An 18,662-nucleotide genomic window follows, 5' to 3' on the forward strand; every position below is an offset into this window, starting at 1 on the left:
ACTAGTCCTCGGTATTCACCTCCCTCTCCCGCGCGCGGGAGAGGGCCGGGGTGAGGGCCTGCAGCACACGTGCAAGCACCTCATTCGTTTGTTGTACAACCTCATGGTTCCAAAACCGCAGCACCCGCAATCCTTGCTGCTGCAACCAGGCAGAGCGCTGCTGGTCATAGGCTTGCGCCTGCAGATCTGCATGCTGGCCGCCATCGAGCTCAATCACCAGGCCCTGCTCCAGACAAACAAAATCCAGGATGTAGGGCCCCAGCGGATGCTGTCTGCGGAACTTGGCGCCCGCCAGTTGGCGGTTGCGCAGGTGGCGCCATAGCAGTTGCTCTGCAGTGGTGGAGGCATGGCGCAAGGCGCGGGCTTGTTGCACACTGACATCCGCCCTCACCCCTGCCCTCTCCCGCGAGCGGGAGAGGGAGTTGGGGGACAAGGGTTGCTTTTCCACGGTGGGCCTCAGTTACGGACGGGCTTGCCGGTGTTCAGCATGCCCAGAATGCGCTCCTGGGTTTTTTCCTTCACGATCAGGTCGGTGAAGGCCTTGCGCTCCAGCGCCATCAGGTACTCCTCGTTCACGAGGGTGCCGGCATCCACATCGCCGCCGCAGACCACATCGGCCATATGGCTGGCAATCAGCATGTCGTGCTCGGTGATGAAGCCGCCTTCGCGCATATTGACCAGGGTGCTGCGCAAGGTGGCTGCGACACTGCGGCCAGCGACCGGAAAAGGCTTGCGCTGCGGTGGGTGCCAGCCCGATTGCGCCATGGCCTTGGCCTGGGTCAGCGCCACAAACAGCAGCTCGTCGCGGTGCGGCACGATGACATCATCGGACTGCAGGTAGCCAATCGCCTGCGACTCCAGCGCGCTGGTGCCGACGGTGGCCTTGGCGGCGGCCGTAAAGCCATTGGCCAGGAAGGGCAGCAGATCCGTGCCGGTGGAATACTGCGCATGGCGTGCCGCCTGGTAGGCCACATTGGTGAGGCCGCCGGCGCCGGGCACCAGGCCCACGCCCATCTCCACCAGGCCGATATAGCTCTCCATATGCGCCACGCGGCGTGCGCAGTGCAGCAGCAGCTCGCAGCCGCCGCCCAGCGCCATGCCATGCACCGCGCCCACCACCGGGATCTGCGCATAGCGCACCGACAGGAAGAGCTGCTGCATCACCTGCTCGATCTGGTCGATGGCCATCGGGCCTTGCAATGCAAAGGCCGGCATCATCGCCTGCAGATCGGCGCCCACGCTGAAAGGTGCATCGCCCGACCAGACGACCATCGCATCAAAGTCCTTTTCGGCCAGCGCCAGCGCGGCCTGCAGGTCTTCCATCACATCGGGGCTGATCGCATGCATCTTGGTCTTGATGCTGAAGACCAGCACCTGGTCATCCAGGGTCCAGCTGCGCGAGGCCTTGCTCTCGGCCAGCGTGCGGCCTGCCGTGCGCCAGTCCTGTGCGGGCGCGCTCGCCTCACCCAGCACGCGCTCGGGGAAGAGCTGGCGCGCATAGACCGGCAGATCGCGGCGCGGGACAAAGCGGCTCTCGGCAGCGCTCCAGGAGCCCTGCGCCGTGTGCACACCGCCGGCGTCCGCCACGGGGCCTTCAAACACCCACTGCGGCAGCGGCTCGGTGCTGAGCGCCTTGCCTGCGTCAATGTCTTCCTGCACCATCTTGGCCACCTGCAGCCAGCCGGCCTCTTGCCACAGCTCGAACGGGCCTTGCTGCATGCCAAAGCCCCAGCGCATGGCCAGATCCACATCGCGGGCATTGTCGGCAATGTCCTTCAGATGCACGGCGGCGTAGTGGAAGCTGTTGCGCAAGATGGCCCAGAGGAACTGGCCTTGTGCGCCTTCACTATTGCGCAGCAGCTGCAGGCGCTCGCCGGCCGGCTTTTTCAGCATGCGGGTGTAGACGTCATTGCCCTTTTCGCCCGAAGGCACATAGGCCTGGTGCTCGGGGTCAAAGCGCTCGATGCCCAGCTTGGTCTTGCGGTAAAAACCTGCCTTGGTCTTCTGGCCCAGCGCGCCGTTGGCGATCAGCTGAGTCAATACCGCTGGCGTCGTGTAGCTGGCGTAGAACGAGTCGCTCTGCGCCGTCAGCTGGGTCTGCATGGTGGCGATGACATGGGCCAAGGTGTCCAGGCCCACCACATCGGCAGTGCGGAAGGTGCCCGAGCTGGCGCGCCCCAGCTTCTTGCCGGTCAGGTCGTCGACCACGTCGTAGCTCAGGCCAAAGCGCTCGGCCTCGGCAATGGTGGACAGCATGCCAGCCACGCCGACGCGGTTGGCAACAAAGTTGGGCGTGTCCTTGGCGCGGACGACGCCCTTACCCAGTTGGCTGGTCGCAAAGCTTTCAAGCTGGTCCAGCACCTGGGGCTCGGTCGCTGCGGTCGGGATCAGCTCCACCAGCTGCATATAGCGCGGTGGGTTGAAGAAGTGGATGCCGCAGAAGCGGTGGCGCAGCTGCTCGGGCAAGGCTTCCGACAAGGCCGTGATCGACAGGCCCGAGGTGTTGGAGGCCAGGATCGCATGGGGTGCAACAAAGGGCGCGATCTGGTGGTAGAGGTCGCGCTTCCAGTCCATGCGCTCGGCAATCGCCTCGATCACCAGGTCGCAGTCCTTGAGCTGCGCCAGGTGTTCTTCGTAGTTGGCGGGCGTGATCAGATCGGCTTCCGCCGCCACACCCAGGGGCGAGGGCTTGAGCTTTTTCAGGTTGGCAATCGCCTTTTGGGCAATCGCGCTTTTGGGGCCTTCCTTGGCCGGCAGGTCAAACAGCACCACTGGCACGCGCACATTGACGAGGTGGGCCGCAATCTGCGCGCCCATCACGCCGGCGCCAAGCACCGCCACTTTTTTCACCACAAATCGGGACATGGTTACTCCACTTTTCATGGCTGTCAGCCTCCGACAGAGAGGCGCTGACAAGCCGTTGTATTCAAAACCTATTCGACGCGCGACCAGGTCTGCGTGCGGCCAAAGGGGCCGATCGATCCGCGCACATCGAGCTTGTTGCCGTTGTCGGCAGGCGTGAGCTTCAAGCTGTAGCTGCTGCCGTTTTCGGGGTCGAGGATCTTGCCGTCTTCCCAGACCGCCTTGCCCTGCGCCTGCTTGGCACCCCGGATGATCTCCAGGCCGACGAGCGGCTGGCCCTTGCGGTCATCGCTGCAACGGTCGCAGACGGCCTGCGGATCGGCGCCCTTGCGCAGCAGCTTTTCCACCTTGCCGCTGAGCACCCCGCCGCTGTCGCTGATGCGCACCTCGGACTTGGGCTCACCGCTTTTCTCGTCAAAGGTGCGCCACAGGCCCACCGGCGACATCTCGGCAGCCAGCGCTGGCAGTGCCACCGCCAAGCTGCCAGCCACCATCAGCACAGGTTTCAGCAAGGTTTGCATCAGGGACTCCTTCGGTGTTTTTCGGCAGCACTGCAGGCGGTCAAGCCAGCGCGGCGTCGGTGTTCATCAAGAGCTTGCTGCCGGTGCGCATGGTGCGCACGCGCAGGCCCGCCTCGGGGAAGAGGCGCGCAAAGTAAAAGCGCGCCGTCTGCAGCTTGGCTTCGTAGAAGGTCTTGCCCGTCACATCGCCTTCGGCCAGTGCGCGCAGCGCGGTCTGGGCCATGCGTGCCCACCAGTAGCCCATCAGCAGGTGACCCATCACGCAGAGGTAGTCGGTCGCGGCAGCACCCACTTCGTCAGGGTTCTGCAGTGCCTTGAGGCCCAGCTCGGTGGTGATGCCGGTCATCTGGCCGGCCAGCTGCGCCAGCGGGTTGATGAAATCGGCCATGCGTTCGTTGACGCCCTCTTCCTCGACCAGACCCTGCACCAGCTTGCCCAGCGCCTTGAGCGCCGCACCCTGGTCACCCAGCACCTTGCGGCCCAGCAGGTCCAGCGCCTGGATGCCATTGGTGCCTTCGTAGATCATGTTGATGCGCGCATCGCGCACAAACTGCTCCATGCCGGTTTCATGGATGTAGCCATGGCCGCCAAACACCTGCTGGCACAGCACGGTCACTTCAAAACCCTTGTCGGTCAAAAAGGCCTTGAGGATGGGGGTGAGCAAGGCGACCTGCGCGGCATGGGCCTTGCGCAGGGCTTCGTCGGGGTGGTTCAGCTCTTCGTCAACCAGGGCGGAAGTGGCGATCATCATCGCGCGGCCACCTTCGCTGTAGGCCTTGGCGGTCAGCAGCATGCGGCGCACATCGGGGTGGACGATGATGGGGTCGGCCGGCAGGTCCTTGGCCTTGGTGCCCGAGAGGCTGCGCATCTGCAACCGGTCCTTGGCATAGGCCAGCGCGTTTTCATAGGCCACGGCCATCAGGCCCAGCGACTGGTTGGCCACACCCAGGCGCGCGGCATTCATCATCACAAACATGGCCTGCAAGCCCTTGTTGGCCTGGCCGACCAGGCTGCCCACGGCGCCATCGATGGCGATCTGCGCGGTGGCATTGCCATGGATGCCCATCTTGTGCTCCAGTCCCGAGCAGCTGATGGGGTTGCGCGCACCCAGCGAGCCATCGGCATTGACCAGAAACTTGGGCACCAGGAACAGGCTGATGCCCTTGCTGCCCTTGGGCGCATCGGGCAGGCGTGCCAGCACCAGGTGCACGATGTTGTCGGTCATGTCGTGCTCACCGGCGCTGATGAAGATCTTGTTGCCGGTGATCTTGTAGCTGCCATCGGCCTGCGGCTCGGCCTTGGTGCGCAGCATGCCCAAGTCAGTTCCGCAATGGGGCTCGGTCAGGCACATGGTGCCGGTCCATTCGCCGCTGGTGAGCTTGGGCAGGTAAAGCTTTTTCTGCTCGTCCGAGCCATACACATGGAGTGCCTCATAGGCGCCGTGCGACAGACCGGGGTACATGGCCCAGGCCTGGTTGGCGCTGTTGAGCATCTCATACAGACACTGGTTCAGCACAAAAGGCAGACCCTGGCCGCCATAAGCGCTGTCGCACGACAGGGCTGCCCAGCCGCCTTCCACATACTTGGCATAGGCCTCCTTGAAGCCCTTGGGTGTGGTCACGCTCGAATCGGCCGGGTTGCGTGTACAGCCTTCGGCATCACCAGGCAGATTGAGCGGCTGCACGACCTCGACCGCAAACTTGCCGGCCTCTTCCAAAATCGCATCCATGGTGCCGGTGTCAACATCGGCATAGGCGGGCAGCTGTGCAAAACGGGCGGGCAGGCCCAGCACTTCTTGCATGAGGAACTGCATGTCGCGCAGCGGTGGGGTGTACTGAGGCATGGAAAGTCCTTTGGAAAAAATTACGAGGTCAAAACAGAAACGGAGGCGGGCGCGGCCGTATCAGGCAGCTGCGCCAGGCAAGGGGCCAGCGCGGCATCGATCAAGGCCGCCTCGCGCTCGGGGTTTACCGCATGGCGCAGCAAGATGCCGCGCAGGCCGGTAGCGGCATGGCGCAGCGCCTGCGGGCCATGGAGAAAGCGGGTTTCATAGTGCAGCGACAAGATGATGCCGTGCAGCTCGAACAGCACCTGGTCGGGCGCGACATCGCTGCGCAGCTGGCCTTCGGTCTGGGACTGCACAATTGCGCGGCGCATCGCATCCATCCAGATGCGCACCGACTCGGACAGCGCATCGCGCACATCGCCGGGCCGGTCATCAAACTCCACCGCACCGCTGATGTAGAGGCTGCCATAGAGGCGGCTGGCATCGTTGGGCTGGGCGGTGCTGCCCATCCAGCCGGTGGCCATGTGCAGCAAGCGGGCGAGCCCGCGCGGCACCTGCAGCGCTGGCACAAAGATCTCGCGCTCAAAGCGCTCGTGGTATTCGCGCACCACCGAGCACTGCAGCTCCTCGCGTGAGCCAAAATGGGCAAACACGCCGGACTTGCTCATGCCCATGGCCAGGGCCACCATGCCCAGCGACAGGCCATCGAGCCCCTCTTGCGCGGCCAGGGACAGGGCGGCATCCACAATCGCAGCACGCGTTTGGGCGCCTTTGGCCAGCTTGGCGATCTCGGCAGGGCCTGGGGTGGAAGCAAGGGGTTTGGTCATAAATCAAAAAATAGCACGGTCGTTCTTTTTTTGATTCTTGCACAAACCCAGTGTGCTGCCAACCGCTGGTGTGCAAAGCAAGGGTAAACCACGGCAACGGCCGTGCCCCGCATGAAAAAAGCTGCTGGCCTTGTCAGGCTCAGCAGCTTTTGCGATGGGGTGGGCTGGCGTCAGTGCGCCATCAAGGACAGGCAGGCGTCGAGCTGCTCGGTAGGCAGGCGGCGGAAATCCGAACGCGCAAAGCGCTGCAGGCGGCCAATCAGGAAGGACATCAGCACGCTGGAGCGCACATTGGCATCCACGGTGGGCGTAGCCGATGCATCGCCGCCGGGCACCACGCGCAGGCACTGGCGCAAGGTGGTCTCGATGCGCTCGAAGAACTGCTGCATGCGCTGCTGCAGGCGGGGGTTTTCGGACTGCAGCGCATCGCCCAGCATCACGCGCACCATGCCGGGGTTGCGCTCACCAAACTGCAGCACCATGGCCACCACCCGGTGGGCCTGGGCAATGCCCTGCTCCACGGTCTTGGCGGGGTCGGGCACATCGCGGCCGGTGATCTGCACGGCCAGGCTGTAGACGGACTGCTCGATGAACTCGATCAGGCCTTCGTACATCTGGGCCTTGCTGGCAAAGTGGCGGTAGAGGGCCGCCTCGCTGATCGACATTTGCGCGGCCAGTGCCGCCGTGGTGATGCGGTCTGCGCCTGGCTGCTCCAGCATGGCTGCCAGCGTCTGCAGAATCTGGATTCGACGCTCTCCGGGTTTTGGACGTTTACGGGTAGGTGCCGGGTTAGCGGCTTCTAGCGGCGCATCGACGAGGTCGGCGGCGAAAGAAGATTCTTGATCAGACATGCGTTGAATATGAGGCTGCACCCGACGCAGTCTCCCAACACCGCCAGGTATTTTTTATTGATAAAAGTATGGCACTCGCCTCACAGGTTGCTAGCGCAACCTTGGGCCCTCTGTAACATCTTACTGCAAAAGAACTGCAGAAAAATGATAAAAATCATGTGCATTGCTAGATGCACAAATCAATTACGCAATCAAATGTATCAATAACTACGAATCATTGTTCCGTAGGCCGTGTCGGTCAGAATTTCGAGCAGCATCGCGTGTGGCACGCGGCCATCGACAATATGCACGGCATTGACACCGCTCTTGGCGGCATCGATGGCGCCGGCCAATTTAGGCAGCATACCACCCGAGATGGTGCCGTCCTCAATGAGGTCATCGATCTGGCGCGAGGTCAATTCGGTCAGCAGCTGGCCTTGCTTGTCCAGCACACCGGGGATGTTGGTCAACAGCATCAGCTTTTCGGCCTGCAGCACGGTGGCCAACTTGCTGGCCACCACATCGGCATTGATGTTGTAGCTCTCGTTGTTCTCGCCAAAGCCAATCGGGCTCACCACGGGGATGAAGGCGTCATCCTGCAGCGCCTTGACCACGCTGGGGTCGATGGACAGGATGTCGCCGACCTGGCCGACATCGTGCTCGACCGACGGATCCTTGTTGTCCTTCAACTTGAGCTTTTGGGCGCGGATCAGGCCGCCATCACGGCCGGTCAGGCCCACGGCTTTGCCGCCGGCCTGGTTGATCAGGCCCACGATGTCCTGCTGCACTTCGCCGGCCAGCACCCATTCGACCACTTCCATGGTTTCGGAGTCAGTCACGCGCATGCCCTGCACGAACTTGCCTTCCTTGCCCAAGCGCTTCAAGGCGTTCTCGATCTGCGGGCCACCGCCGTGCACCACCACCGGGTTGATGCCCACCAGCTTGAGCAGCACCACGTCTTCGGCAAAGTCGGCCTGCAGCTCGGGGTCGGTCATGGCGTTGCCGCCGTACTTGATGACCATGGTCTTGCCATGGAACTTGCGGATGTAGGGCAGTGCCTGCGCCAGAATTTCAGCCTTGTCGCGCGGGGCAATGGAGAGAGAAGGAGTCGTCATGGTTGCAGGCCTTTACAGCAGCGGAGAAGATGCAAAACGCGCATTGTGCCCCAAAGTGCCGCCTGCCTGCTGATCAGCGAATCCAGCCTGGTAGCTTGAAGCGCACGATCACCAGATAGGCAGCGACATAGGAGACACAGAACAGCGCACAAAAACCGATGAGGATATAGGTGTTGCGCCAGAACAGGACCGCCGGCACGACGGTGAGCAAAGTGAACGCCCACAAATACGGCGCGGTCCGGTTATTGCGGCGCAGCATGCGGCGTGCGGCGTTTTCATCGAGCACGCTGCGCACGATGCGGCGATAGATCAGCTGGTGCAGGTGCAGCGCGTCGGCCATGCCCGGCGAGTCGCCGCGCGCGAGCTTGCGGTAGATGGAAAACATGGTCTCCCAGACCGGATAGATGAGCAGCAGCATCGGGAACCAGGGCGAGACGATGGGGTGGCGCTGCACCAGGGTGATGCTGCAAAAGGCGATCACGATGCCCCAGACATAGGCGCCACCATCGCCGGCAAAGAGCTGGCCCATCGGGTAGTTCCAGAACATGAAGCCCAGGGTGGCGGCTGCGGTGATCACCAGGATCGCCGCCAGCTCGCGGTCGCCCAGCTGCAGCGCCACATGGGTGAGCGCCGCGCAGATGATGACCGCCACCATGCCGGCCAGGCCGTTGTAGCCATCGATGATGTTGAAGGCATGGGGCAGGCCGGCAATGGCCAGCACGGCCAGCGCCATGCCCAGCCAGGGCGCGGCGCTCAGCGCCGTATCGAGCCAGACCAGGCCCATGCGCGGCACGGTCATGCCCAGCAGGTAGACGGCCAGCAAGCCGGTCAGCAGGGTCAGCACCAGGCGGTAGCGCACCGTCATGCGCTGGGTCATGTCCTCGGCAATACCGCCAGCCACCGCAGGCAGCATCGCCATGAAGAAATACAGCACCCACTGGTTCCAGTGCAGTGCATTGCCGTAGTAGCCCCACCAGTTCTGCAGGCCCGCCACGCCCACCGTCAGCACCAGGCTGACAAACATGGCCAGACCGCCCAACCGGGGGATGTTGCCCATATGGAAGCGCTGGGGCAAATCCTTGCCATAGCGTTTGGCATGGCCGCGCATGCGGCGCACGATGAAACCCGCGCCAATGAGCGTACAGAGAAAAGCGACCACTGCCAGGAAAATCATTATTCAGTCATCGTGAGTGCTGCCGTGGGGGTGCGCCGGAGCAAGGCCCGGGCGCGCCAAAAAACTGCCGAGGCCCACAGCCGCAGCAAGCTGCGAATATGCCACAAAGCATGGCGGGCCCGGCGGTGGCTGGCGCGCTGGCCGGCATGGCCTATCACGCAATCAGCACGCGCCAAGGTCCAGCCCGCCAGGCGCAGGCGCAGGCACAGATCCACATCCTCACAGTACATGAAGTACGCGGTATTGAGCCCGCCAATGCCCTGCCAGACGGGGGTGGGCAGCAGCCACATCGCACCATTGACCCATTCGGCCCGGGTCTCGCGCCGTTTGACCGCATAGCGGCGCAGCAGGGACCAAGGGGTGGGCAGCTCCCGCTCGCTGTCCTGCAGATGGCCGTTTTCATCCACCTGCATCGGGTAGGCCAGGCCCACGCCCTGGCGCTGCAGCGCGCGCACCAGCGCGGGGAAGGGGTTGCCGCCGCGCAGGTCCACATCCGGATTCAGCACGCAGACCAGCGGCTCCGTCGCGCCCGCCAAGGCGGCATTATGGTTGGCCGAAAAGCCTTGCGGCACGCTGTTGTGGCGCAGCTCCAGCACAAAAGGCCAGCCGCCTGCAGGTGCCAGGGGCGCAGGCTCGGGCAGGTTCAAGGTCAGCACCACGCGGCTGACACCGTTGCCGCCAGCGCCGTGCAGCGCCAAGGCATCGAGCAGCTGCTGCACCATCGCCCCATGGCCATGGCTGACGACAGACAGGGCAATAGCGGGAATGGACGGAGGCAAGGAGGTGGGGCTGGCGGACATCAGCGGGCATTATCCATCAGCGGCCCGCGCTGAAATCAGCCCAGCGCGTCAGTTGTAACAGCGCCTCAGTACAGGCGCAGCGCCAGCAGCACACGCAAGATCAAGGTGTCGACCTTGCTCATGCGCCAGTAATAGCGCTGGACTGACGCACGCAGCGCCGTCGTCCAGCTGCTGCGCGAGCGGATCAGCATGCGCAGCTGGCGGCGCTGGGCATCGGCCAGGTCTGCGCCATGGAGCCGGTCGAACTCGCTCAGCTGGTCGATCCAGCCGGGGCCCGCCTGGCGCAGCCGGCGCCAAAAGCGCTGCACACGCGCCCACTGGCCGGCCAGTCCCTGCTTTTGCATGCCGATGGTGTTGCTGCCATGCTGGCGGTAGAGGATATGGCTCTCGCTGTCGAACACCACCTGGCCAAAGGCCGACACCACCAGGTAGGCCCACCAGTCATGCGCCAGGCAAAAGCCGGGGCGCTGCGCCAGCAGGCGCTCGCGCGCCGCGCGGTTGAGCGCCACCGTGCAACCGGTCGCAATGTTCTGCACCAGCGCATTGCCCCAGCCAATGCAGCGGCGGTCGTAATCGGGCGAAGGGCCAATAGGCTGCAGATCGCGGTCCACATACTGGGTGCGCGAGCAGTAGAGCGCGGCGCCCTGCTCGCCTTCCAGCAGCGCCAGCGCGCGGCTCACCTTGCTGGGCAGCCAGACGTCATCCTGGTCACAGAAGAAATAGAAGCCATAGCCCGCCCCCACGTTTTGCAATAATTCGTAAAAACTAGCTACAAAACCAAAGTTCTCGCCGGCCTGGATGTGGATGTTGGGATGGATGCTGGCATAGCGCCGGACAATGGCCAGGCTCTGGTCGCTGGAGCCGTCATCGCGCACCCAGATATCGCAACCCGCATGGCTTTGCGCCAGCAGGGAATCGAGCTGCGCAGGCAGAAACCGCTCGCCGTTGTATGTAGACAATAGAATTGCCACACGATTTTGCTTGTCAGTCATTCATCTTTCACCTGCATCTGCAGGCCTATCTCGGCAGAATTCCTACCCATTCCCATATCCATGACCCGCGAACACCACGTCTACACCCGCCACATCGATCTCCAGCAGCGCAGCTCGCTGTCCGTGCTGGCGAACAAGATACCGCCGGGCGCCCGTGTGCTCGATCTGGGCTGCGGCCCCGGCGTGCTGGGCCAGTACCTGCACGAGCACAAGGCCTGCACCCTCGATGGTGTGACGTTCAGCGCCGAGGAGGCCGCGCTCGCCAGGCCGTATTATCGCGATCTGGCCGTGGCCGATCTGGAACAGATCAACCTGGCGGAGGCTTTTACGCGGCGTCAGTATGACTATATCGTCTGCGCCGATGTTCTGGAGCACCTGCGCCAGCCCGAGCAACTGCTGGCCGACTGCCGCGATCTGCTGGCAGAAAACGGCGAAATCCTGGTCTCGATCCCCAACGCCGGCTACTGCGGCCTGGTGATGGAGCTGATGCAGGGCGAGCTGCGCTACCGCGAAGAAGGCCTGCTCGACGCCACCCACCTGCGCTTTTTCACCCGCCAGTCGCTGCTGCGGCTGATGCAAGCGGGCCAGTGGAGCGTGCAGTCGATCGAGACCATCGACCGCCCGCTCGACGAATCCGAATTTGCCCGCACCACCGCCGACAGCCTGCCGCCCGCCGTGATGCGCTACCTGCTGGCCCAGCCCGACGCGCTGGCCTACCAGTTCATCTGCAGCATCCGGCCCAGCAGCGATGCCGCTGCCGCCCAGGCCCATGCGCTGCTGGCGATCGAGAGCGAGGCCAACACGGCGCATGCCAGCTTCACCACCAACCTGTACTGGGCCGATGCCGGCCAGTTCAGCGAATCGCACAAGCTGATTGCCAAGGGCCAGATTGGCGCCCTGCAGCAGAGCATTCGCTTTGCGCTGCCTCGCTTTGAAGGCGCCCAGCCCACATTGCGCTGGGACCCGGCCGACCGCCCTGGTTTTTTGCACCTGCATGCGATGCGCCTCTATGACGCCAGCGGCGCGCTGCGCTGGCGCTGGGACGCCGACCAGCCCGAAGCGCTGGCCCAGGTGCCGCACAGCCAGATCAGCTGGCAGCCGGCCCCCGCCACCGCGCCGGGCAGCACCCTGCTGTTGCTGACCGGCGATGACCCGCACCTGCACCTGCCGATTGACCCGGCGCTGCTGCAGGACTGCCTGCAGACCGAGGGCGCCGTGCTGGAAGTGAGCCTGGGCTGGCCCATGTCGGCCGACTACGCCGCGCTGGCCGATAGCGCCCAGGAGCTGCAGGCCCGCATCCGCCATGCCGACACCGAGGTGCTGCGCGCCCAGCAGGCCCAGGCCGATGCCCACACCCAACTGCGCCTGCTGCAGGCCCATATGCAGGCGCAGAAAGACAACCTGGAAGCGGCCATTGCCCAGCAGCAAGAGCATATCCAGGGCCAGCAGACCCATATCGGCAACCTGCAAACCCATCTGGGCAATATCGAGGCCTCAGAGGCCTACCGCGTGGGCCAGAAACTGGCCAGCGCCAAGGCCCGGTTGCGCGGCCGGCCTGCGCCCGCCCCGGCCGTCGTGCATGTGCCCGAGCCAGAGCCTGTGCAGGATGCAGTGCAAGCAGTCGATGCAGCGGAGATGATGGCTGAGGTGCAGGATGAGACCCTGCTCGCCGTCGTGGTCGAGGAAGCAGCGCCCGCTGACACCCTGGCCGAGCCGGTGCGCCCGCTGGCAGCAGCCCAGCCCGCGGCCATGGTCGACATCATCGTCCCGGTGTACCGGGGCCTGGGCGATACGCAGCGTTGCCTGCAATCGGTGCTGCAGGCGGCGACGCAAACCAATAGCCAGCTGGTGGTGATCAATGACGCCAGCCCCGAGCCGGAATTGACCGCCTGGCTGCGCGAGCTGGCCCAGCAGGACAGCCGTGTGCAGCTGCTGGAGAACGACAGCAACCTGGGCTTTGTGGCCACCGTCAACCGCGGCATGGCGCTCAACCCCAGCCACGATGTGCTGCTGCTCAACAGCGACACGGAGGTGTCGCACGAATGGATGGACCGCCTGCACCGGGCGGCCTACAGCGCCACCGACGTGGGCAGCGTCACGCCGCTGTCCAACAACGCAACGATCTGCAGCTACCCGCGCTTTTGCGAAAAGAATGCGCTGCCCCCCGACGCCGATCTGCTGCGCCTGAACCACCTGGCCGCCAACGCCAATGCCGGGCAGACGGTCGAGGTGCCCACCGGCGTGGGCTTTTGCATGTACATCCGCCGCGACTGCCTGGCGCAGACCGGCCTGTTCGATGTGGCGCATTTCGGCAAAGGCTACGGCGAAGAGAACGACTTTTGCATGCGCGCCCATGACCTGGGCTGGCGCCATCTGCTGGCGCTGGACAGCGTGGTGCTGCACACCGGCGGCGTCAGCTTTGGCGACAGCAAGACGCCGCGCGAGCAGGCCGCCTACCAGACCCTGCTGCAGCTGCACCCCCGCTACGACAGCCTGGTGCAAGCGCACCTCAAGGCCAACCCGGCCCAGGCTGCGCGCAATGCCATCGACAAGGCGCGCCTGCGCCAGCACCCGCTGCCGCGCGTGCTGATGGTGCTGCACAACGCGGGCGGCGGCACGCTGCGCCATGTCAAGGAGCTGGCCCACAGCCTGCGCGACCGCGCGGTATCGCTGGCCCTGACCCCGCTGGAAGACAACTACATCCGCCTGCAGTGGCTCGATGCCGCCGAAGGCTATGACGAGGAGTTCCACTGGCCCACGCAGTCTGAAGCGCTGGTGGCACTGCTGCGCGAGCTGGGCGTGAGCCATGTCCACTTCCACCACCTGATGGGGCTGAACCTGGAAGTGATGCGCCTGCCCGAGCTGCTGGGCGTGCGCTATGACTTCACCGCCCATGACTACTACGCGATCTGCCCGCAGATCAACCTGATGGAGCCCACCCACAACCCGCGCTATGCGGCCTTGGGTGTGCCACAGTGCCCGCAGTGCTCGGGCGCCGAGCCCGCGCCGACTGGTGAGTACATCGATGCCTGGCGCATGCGCCACCGTTTGTTCCTGAACCAGGCGCGCTATGTGCTGGCCCCGAGCAAGGATGCGGCGCTGCGCATGCACCAGTACTTCCCCGATGCGCCAGTGCGCTATGTCACGCACCATGACATCCCCGATGCCGCCTCGCTGCCTGTGCCCAAGGGCCAGCCGCTGGCGCCCCATGCCCATCTGCGCGTCTTTATCCTCGGCGGCGTCAGCCTGGCCAAGGGGGGCGATGTGATGGAAGCCGTAGCGCTGGCCGCCGCCCAGAGCCAGGCGCCTGTCGAGCTGCACCTGCTGGGCTACCCGCACCGCCGCATGCGCACCCAGCCCCATGCCAGCCTGACCATCCATGGCCCCTATGACGATGCCGACCTGCCCGCGCTGATGGCGCGCCTGCAGCCCGATGTGGTCTGGTTCCCGGCGCTGTGGCCCGAGACCTATAGCTACACCTTGAGCGCCTGCCTGCAGGCGGGGGTGCCGGTGATCGCGCCCGATATCGGCGCCTTCCCCGAGCGCCTGGCAGGCCGTCCCTGGACCTGGCTGCGCCCCTGGAGCACCTCGGCCGATGAATGGCTGGCGCTGATGCAGGACATCCGCCAGCACCAGTACGTGGAAGGCCAGCCACCGCTGCCGGCGCCAGCGGCTGCGGTCGAGCGGAAGGCCCAGTACCTGCAGCCCTGGAGCTACGGGCACGATTACCTGACGGGCCTGCGCCAGTCTGCCAATTAAATAAAATGGGCCAATAGTGCTTGCAAATCAAGCACCCACCGCTACAAAAAACAAAGAGCCACTCCTTGTCATCCACTCTCTCTACCTTGCGCAAGCTGCCCCACAAGCTGCGCCAGCTGGGCCGCAGCCTGTACCTGCTGGCCGCCGATCCACGCCAGTTGGGCAGCAACAGCCGCAGGCTCTGGCGCGCCTGGCGCACGGGCGGCACCCAGATGCTCAAGCACCAGCTACTGTCCTTGGGCCACCCCGATGCACCGACGGTGCCCGTCGCCCCTACCGATGCCTGGCAGGACTACCAGCAGCGCCTGGCCAGCGAAGTGCTGCCCGTGCTGCGCGCCGAGATTGCCGCGTTAAAGCAGCCCGTCCGCATCTCCATCCTGGTGCCCACCTACAACACCGATCCGGCCATGCTCACCGCGATGGTCGACTCGGTACGCGCCCAGATCTACCCGCATTGGGAGCTGTGCATTGCCGACGATGCATCGCCCAAGCCCCATGTGCGCCAGATGCTGCAGGAGCTGGCGGCGCAGGAGCCGCGCATCAAGCTGCATCTGGGTGAGAGCAACCATGGCGTATCGCATGCCAGCAACCGGGCGCTGGCCTTGGCCACCTCCCCCTTTGTCGTACTACTCGACCATGACGACCTGCTCCAGCCCCAGGCCATCTACCGCGTCGCGCAAAGCGTCATGGCCGATGACCCGGACATGCTGTATTCGGACGAAGTGCTGGTCAGCCCCGATGGCAAAGAGGTGCTGCAGTACTTCCACCGCCCGGCCTTCTCACCCGAATACCTGCGCAGCCACCCCTATATCGTGCACATGGTGGGTTTTCGCACCGCGCTGCTGCGCAGCCTGGGTGGCTTTGACGAGGCCCTGGGAATTTCGCAGGATTACGACCTGATCCTGCGGGTCAGCGAAGCGGCCAGCCGCATCGTGCATCTGCCCGAGCTGCTCTACCAATGGCGCACCCACACCGGCTCGGCCGGCCACGACAAGATGGCCCAGGTGATGAGCACATCGACCGCCGTACTGCAGCGCCACCTGGACCGCAGCGGCGTGGCGGCGCGCTCGGCCCCCGGGGTGTCGTTCAACTTCTTTGAAACGCAGCACCAGATCGCCGATGGCCAGCGCGTGGCCATCATCATCCCGACCAAGAACTACGGCAGCCTCGTGCGCCAGTGCGTGGACAGCATCCGCGCCACCGTGCAGCATGCCGCCTACGACCTGATCGTGATCGACCATGCATCGACCGAGCAGGCCAGCCTCGACTACTTTGCACAACTGGAGCAAGAAGGAACCGCCACCGTGCTGCGCTACCAGGGGCCCTTCAACTTCTCGGCCATCAACAACTGGGCCGTGCGCCAGCTGACCCGCCCCTACAGCCACTACCTGTTCTGCAACAACGACATCGAGGCGCTGGAGAGCGGCTGGCTGGAGCACATGCTGTCGCAGTGCCAAGACCCGAGCGTGGGCATGGTGGGCGCGCAGCTGCTCTACCCTGACCGCACCTCGATCCAGCACGCCGGTGTCTGCGTGGGCGCCTTTGGCATCGCCGAGCACTATGGCAAGTTCCTGAAGCTGCCGCCCGACCGCGTCGACATCGCCTTCATGGGCCGTTTGGTGAGCACGCACGAGGTATCGGCCGTGACCGCTGCCTGCCTGTTGATGCGCAAGGAAACCTTTGATGCCATCGACGGCTATGACGAAAAGCTGGCCGTGGGCTTTGGCGATGTGGACCTGTGCCTGCGCACCCTGCAGCTGGGCTGGCGCGTGCTGTACTGCCCGCAGGCCACCTTGGTGCACCATGAGTCGATCACCCGGGGCAAGGCCGAAGGCTATGACCCGCACCCCGAGGACTCGGCGCTGTTCGCCAGCCGCTGGCGCGATTTTCTGGACCAGGGCGACCCGTACTTCCACCCCGCATTTGAAGTGCGCCATACCTGCTGGCTGGTGCGCACGCCGCTGCACTGCCAGCCCTCGATCAACCGCCGGCTCTTTAGCCGCAGCGGCCTGGGCCAGCGCATGCAGCGCCTGAGTTACAGCGCCAGCGTCTCGGTGCCGCTGCAGCCGGCAGCAGCTGCGGCAGGCACCCAACCCGCCGCCTGACGGAAAACTGGCCGGGGCCCAGAGCGGGCTGCCGGCCAGCGGTCAAACGGGGCGCTGCAGCAGCAAAAAGATCTCGTTGTTGGTCAACACCTCACGCGGGTACTGCGCCAGCAAGGCCTCGGGCACGGGCCCCGGTTCATAGTGGCGGCGCTCCTCGCGCGCCACCGTAAAGCCGGCTTTCTTGGCCAGCGCTACCAGCTCATCGGCGGTCAGGCGGTTGAGCTCCTGGTATTCCTTGAACACAAAGCGCTTGTAGCCCTCCGGCCCAAAATCGGCAAAGCCAAAGTCCACCTCATCCGGGCTGAGTTCGCCGTCATAGCCTTCAATCACCTTCCAGAGCGCATCCTCGTCTACCAGCAGGTGGTGCCAAGCCACATCGTCATAACGGCGTAGGTGCGAGCCAAAGGCCGAGTAGAACAGCGGCTCGATCTGCAAGAAGAAATGCCCGCCGGGCTTGAGGCAGGCCAGCAGGTCTTTCAGGATGGGCAGCAGCTGGTCGCGCTGCACATGCTCAAAGGTCGACCAGCTCATGATGCCGTCATAGAGCGGCGCCTGGCCCGCCAGCGGCGCGCTGGGCGTGATGGTCTGAAAACTCAGCGCCGCCGGAATGCGCTTCATGCCCAGTTGCTCCTGCGCAATGCGGGGCAGCTTGGCGTATTCCTGGCGCACATCGATGCCGTGGATGGCCCCCGCGCCATGGCGCAGCACCAGGGCCAGATCGGTGATGCCATCGCCGCAGCCAAACTGCAGCAGCCGGGCGGTACTTACATCCATCACTGGGCTGAGCCACTGCGCCACCACATCGGATGCATAGTGGAAGTGGGAGCGGAACCATTCGTCGCTGATCCGGCTGTCGTCAAAGCCAGGCAGGCCCAGCAACTTTTCACGCAATTGCGCCAGGCGGCGCATACGGCTTCCGCGGTTCATGATGGCTTTCGCAGAACGTACACGTCCTGGTGGTTCCAGAACTGCACGGGTGAGAAATATTCGAGCTTGTCGGCGCCCGCGGTCTCGGCAATGCGGGCGCGCACAAAGGCTTCGGTCGTAAAAGCCGTGCCGTACTCGTTCGGGTCGATTGCGTTCGACTCGCTCGACGGTGCAAAGAAAAATCCCTCGTCGTCGAGCGGCACGCTGTCAAACCGCGCCGCCTTGATACCGTGCGTGCTGAACACCAGAATGCCTCCCGGCGCCACCACGCTGTACAACACCTGCAGCCAGCGGCCCCAGGTGCTGCGCGGCAGGTGGCTGAACAGCGACAGCACAAAAACCGTATCGTACTGGCGCGGCGCCACCAGCTGCTCGGGCACGCTGGCAGAGACAAAGCCCTGCACGCCAAAGGTACGCTGCGCAAAATCCACCGCATCGGGCACCACATCGGACACCGTCACCTTGTCCGGCCCCAGCAGATGGGCCAGATGGCGGGTAAAGCGGCCATGGCCGCTGGCAAACTCCAGAAAATGCTGGCTCTGCACCAGCGGCTGGCCCACCCGCTCCATCACCGTCATCAGCTCGGCCAAGGTGCGCCAGCCATCGGCCAGGTAATCGCGCAGCGGGTTATTGCTGCTGGCGTGGCCGGCAAAGAAGCCAAAAATATCATCGGCCGAGGAAATCGTGCAGTCCAGGCCGAAGATGTTGCGGAATGAGCCGGTCAGACTGTGCTGCTCGATCAGCGCATGCGCTGCCAGCATCACGTCCTTTTCGGCCCGGGCACGCAGCAAGAGGCCCGAGGCCGCTTCAAAATTGCCATGTGCCAGCATCAGCTGGGCATCGGCCAGCAGCTGCTGGCCCTGGCTTGTCGCAGAGGGAGAATTCGTGGTCATAAATCTGGTGGCGATGAGCGCGCCAGTGCGGATACTGGCGCGTTCGTTTCCGGGTGCTCAAGCCGCACGCA

At 64.4% G+C, this 18,662-nt stretch carries 14 protein-coding genes; 2 read left to right on the forward strand and 12 right to left on the reverse strand.

Annotated elements, in window-relative coordinates; all coding sequences use genetic code 11:
* Position 1: 1 nt before the first annotated feature.
* From WH367_RS16965 to WH367_RS17010, 10 genes are all read right to left on the reverse strand, one after another.
* Entirely contained in the window at positions 2 to 373 is a 372-nt protein-coding gene (locus tag WH367_RS16965; protein WP_339536996.1) for an endonuclease domain-containing protein, read from the reverse strand.
* A gap of 83 nt (positions 374 to 456) precedes the next feature.
* A complete protein-coding gene (locus WH367_RS16970) occupies positions 457 to 2,865 on the reverse strand; it encodes a 3-hydroxyacyl-CoA dehydrogenase/enoyl-CoA hydratase family protein (RefSeq protein WP_339536997.1) in 2,409 nt (802 codons plus the stop codon).
* Between the two features lie 68 nt (positions 2,866 to 2,933).
* Positions 2,934 to 3,383, reverse strand: coding sequence for a DUF2147 domain-containing protein (locus tag WH367_RS16975; protein ID WP_021028951.1), 450 nt, complete (start codon positions 3,381 to 3,383; stop codon positions 2,934 to 2,936).
* Positions 3,384 to 3,423: 40 nt separating this feature from the next.
* Complete coding sequence (locus WH367_RS16980) at positions 3,424 to 5,226, reverse strand: acyl-CoA dehydrogenase C-terminal domain-containing protein (RefSeq protein ID WP_339536998.1); 1,803 nt, start codon at positions 5,224 to 5,226, stop codon at positions 3,424 to 3,426.
* Positions 5,227 to 5,246: 20 nt separating this feature from the next.
* Positions 5,247 to 5,996, reverse strand: a complete 750-nt coding sequence (locus tag WH367_RS16985; protein WP_339536999.1) for a TetR/AcrR family transcriptional regulator — start codon at positions 5,994 to 5,996, stop codon at positions 5,247 to 5,249.
* A gap of 170 nt (positions 5,997 to 6,166) precedes the next feature.
* Entirely contained in the window at positions 6,167 to 6,847 is a 681-nt protein-coding gene (slmA, locus tag WH367_RS16990; protein WP_021028954.1) for a nucleoid occlusion factor SlmA, read from the reverse strand.
* A 200-nt stretch (positions 6,848 to 7,047) separates the two neighbouring features.
* On the reverse strand, positions 7,048 to 7,941 hold the full coding sequence (argB, locus tag WH367_RS16995) for an acetylglutamate kinase (protein ID WP_133855766.1): 894 nt from the start codon (positions 7,939 to 7,941) through the stop codon (positions 7,048 to 7,050).
* Positions 7,942 to 8,014: 73 nt separating this feature from the next.
* Complete coding sequence (locus WH367_RS17000; RefSeq protein WP_021028956.1) at positions 8,015 to 9,115, reverse strand: glycosyltransferase family 4 protein; 1,101 nt, start codon at positions 9,113 to 9,115, stop codon at positions 8,015 to 8,017.
* Positions 9,115 to 9,915 (reverse strand): glycosyltransferase family 2 protein, encoded by an 801-nt coding sequence (locus WH367_RS17005; RefSeq protein WP_339537000.1) that lies wholly within the window; start codon positions 9,913 to 9,915, stop codon positions 9,115 to 9,117. Before WH367_RS17005 ends, WH367_RS17000 begins: the two co-directional genes overlap by 1 nt.
* 65 nt (positions 9,916 to 9,980) lie before the next feature.
* Positions 9,981 to 10,874: a glycosyltransferase family 2 protein gene (locus tag WH367_RS17010; protein WP_445228124.1), complete on the reverse strand. Its 894-nt coding sequence runs from the start codon at positions 10,872 to 10,874 to the stop codon at positions 9,981 to 9,983.
* Between the two features lie 93 nt (positions 10,875 to 10,967).
* On the opposite strand from WH367_RS17010, the gene WH367_RS17015 reads away from it, so the two are divergent.
* Both WH367_RS17015 and WH367_RS17020 read left to right on the forward strand, forming a co-directional pair.
* Positions 10,968 to 14,666, forward strand: a complete 3,699-nt coding sequence (locus WH367_RS17015) for a methyltransferase domain-containing protein (RefSeq protein WP_339537002.1) — start codon at positions 10,968 to 10,970, stop codon at positions 14,664 to 14,666.
* Between the two features lie 65 nt (positions 14,667 to 14,731).
* Positions 14,732 to 16,771 carry a glycosyltransferase family 2 protein gene (locus WH367_RS17020; RefSeq protein WP_339537003.1) on the forward strand — a complete coding sequence of 680 codons (2,040 nt, stop codon included), beginning with the start codon at positions 14,732 to 14,734 and terminating at the stop codon, positions 16,769 to 16,771.
* Positions 16,772 to 16,813: 42 nt separating this feature from the next.
* Here the strand turns inward: WH367_RS17020 and WH367_RS17025 are convergent, their stop codons facing one another.
* The gene (locus tag WH367_RS17025) at positions 16,814 to 17,680 is read right to left on the reverse strand and encodes a class I SAM-dependent methyltransferase (protein WP_339537111.1); all 867 of its coding nucleotides are present in this window, start codon (positions 17,678 to 17,680) and stop codon (positions 16,814 to 16,816) included.
* A 14-nt stretch (positions 17,681 to 17,694) separates the two neighbouring features.
* Positions 17,695 to 18,591, reverse strand: a complete 897-nt coding sequence (locus tag WH367_RS17030) for a class I SAM-dependent methyltransferase (protein ID WP_339537004.1) — start codon at positions 18,589 to 18,591, stop codon at positions 17,695 to 17,697.
* Positions 18,592 to 18,662: the final 71 nt, after the last annotated feature.

It is taken from the genome of Comamonas sp. MYb21 (assembly GCF_037479395.1).
Taxonomy (GTDB): Bacteria; Pseudomonadota; Gammaproteobacteria; order Burkholderiales; family Burkholderiaceae_C; genus Comamonas.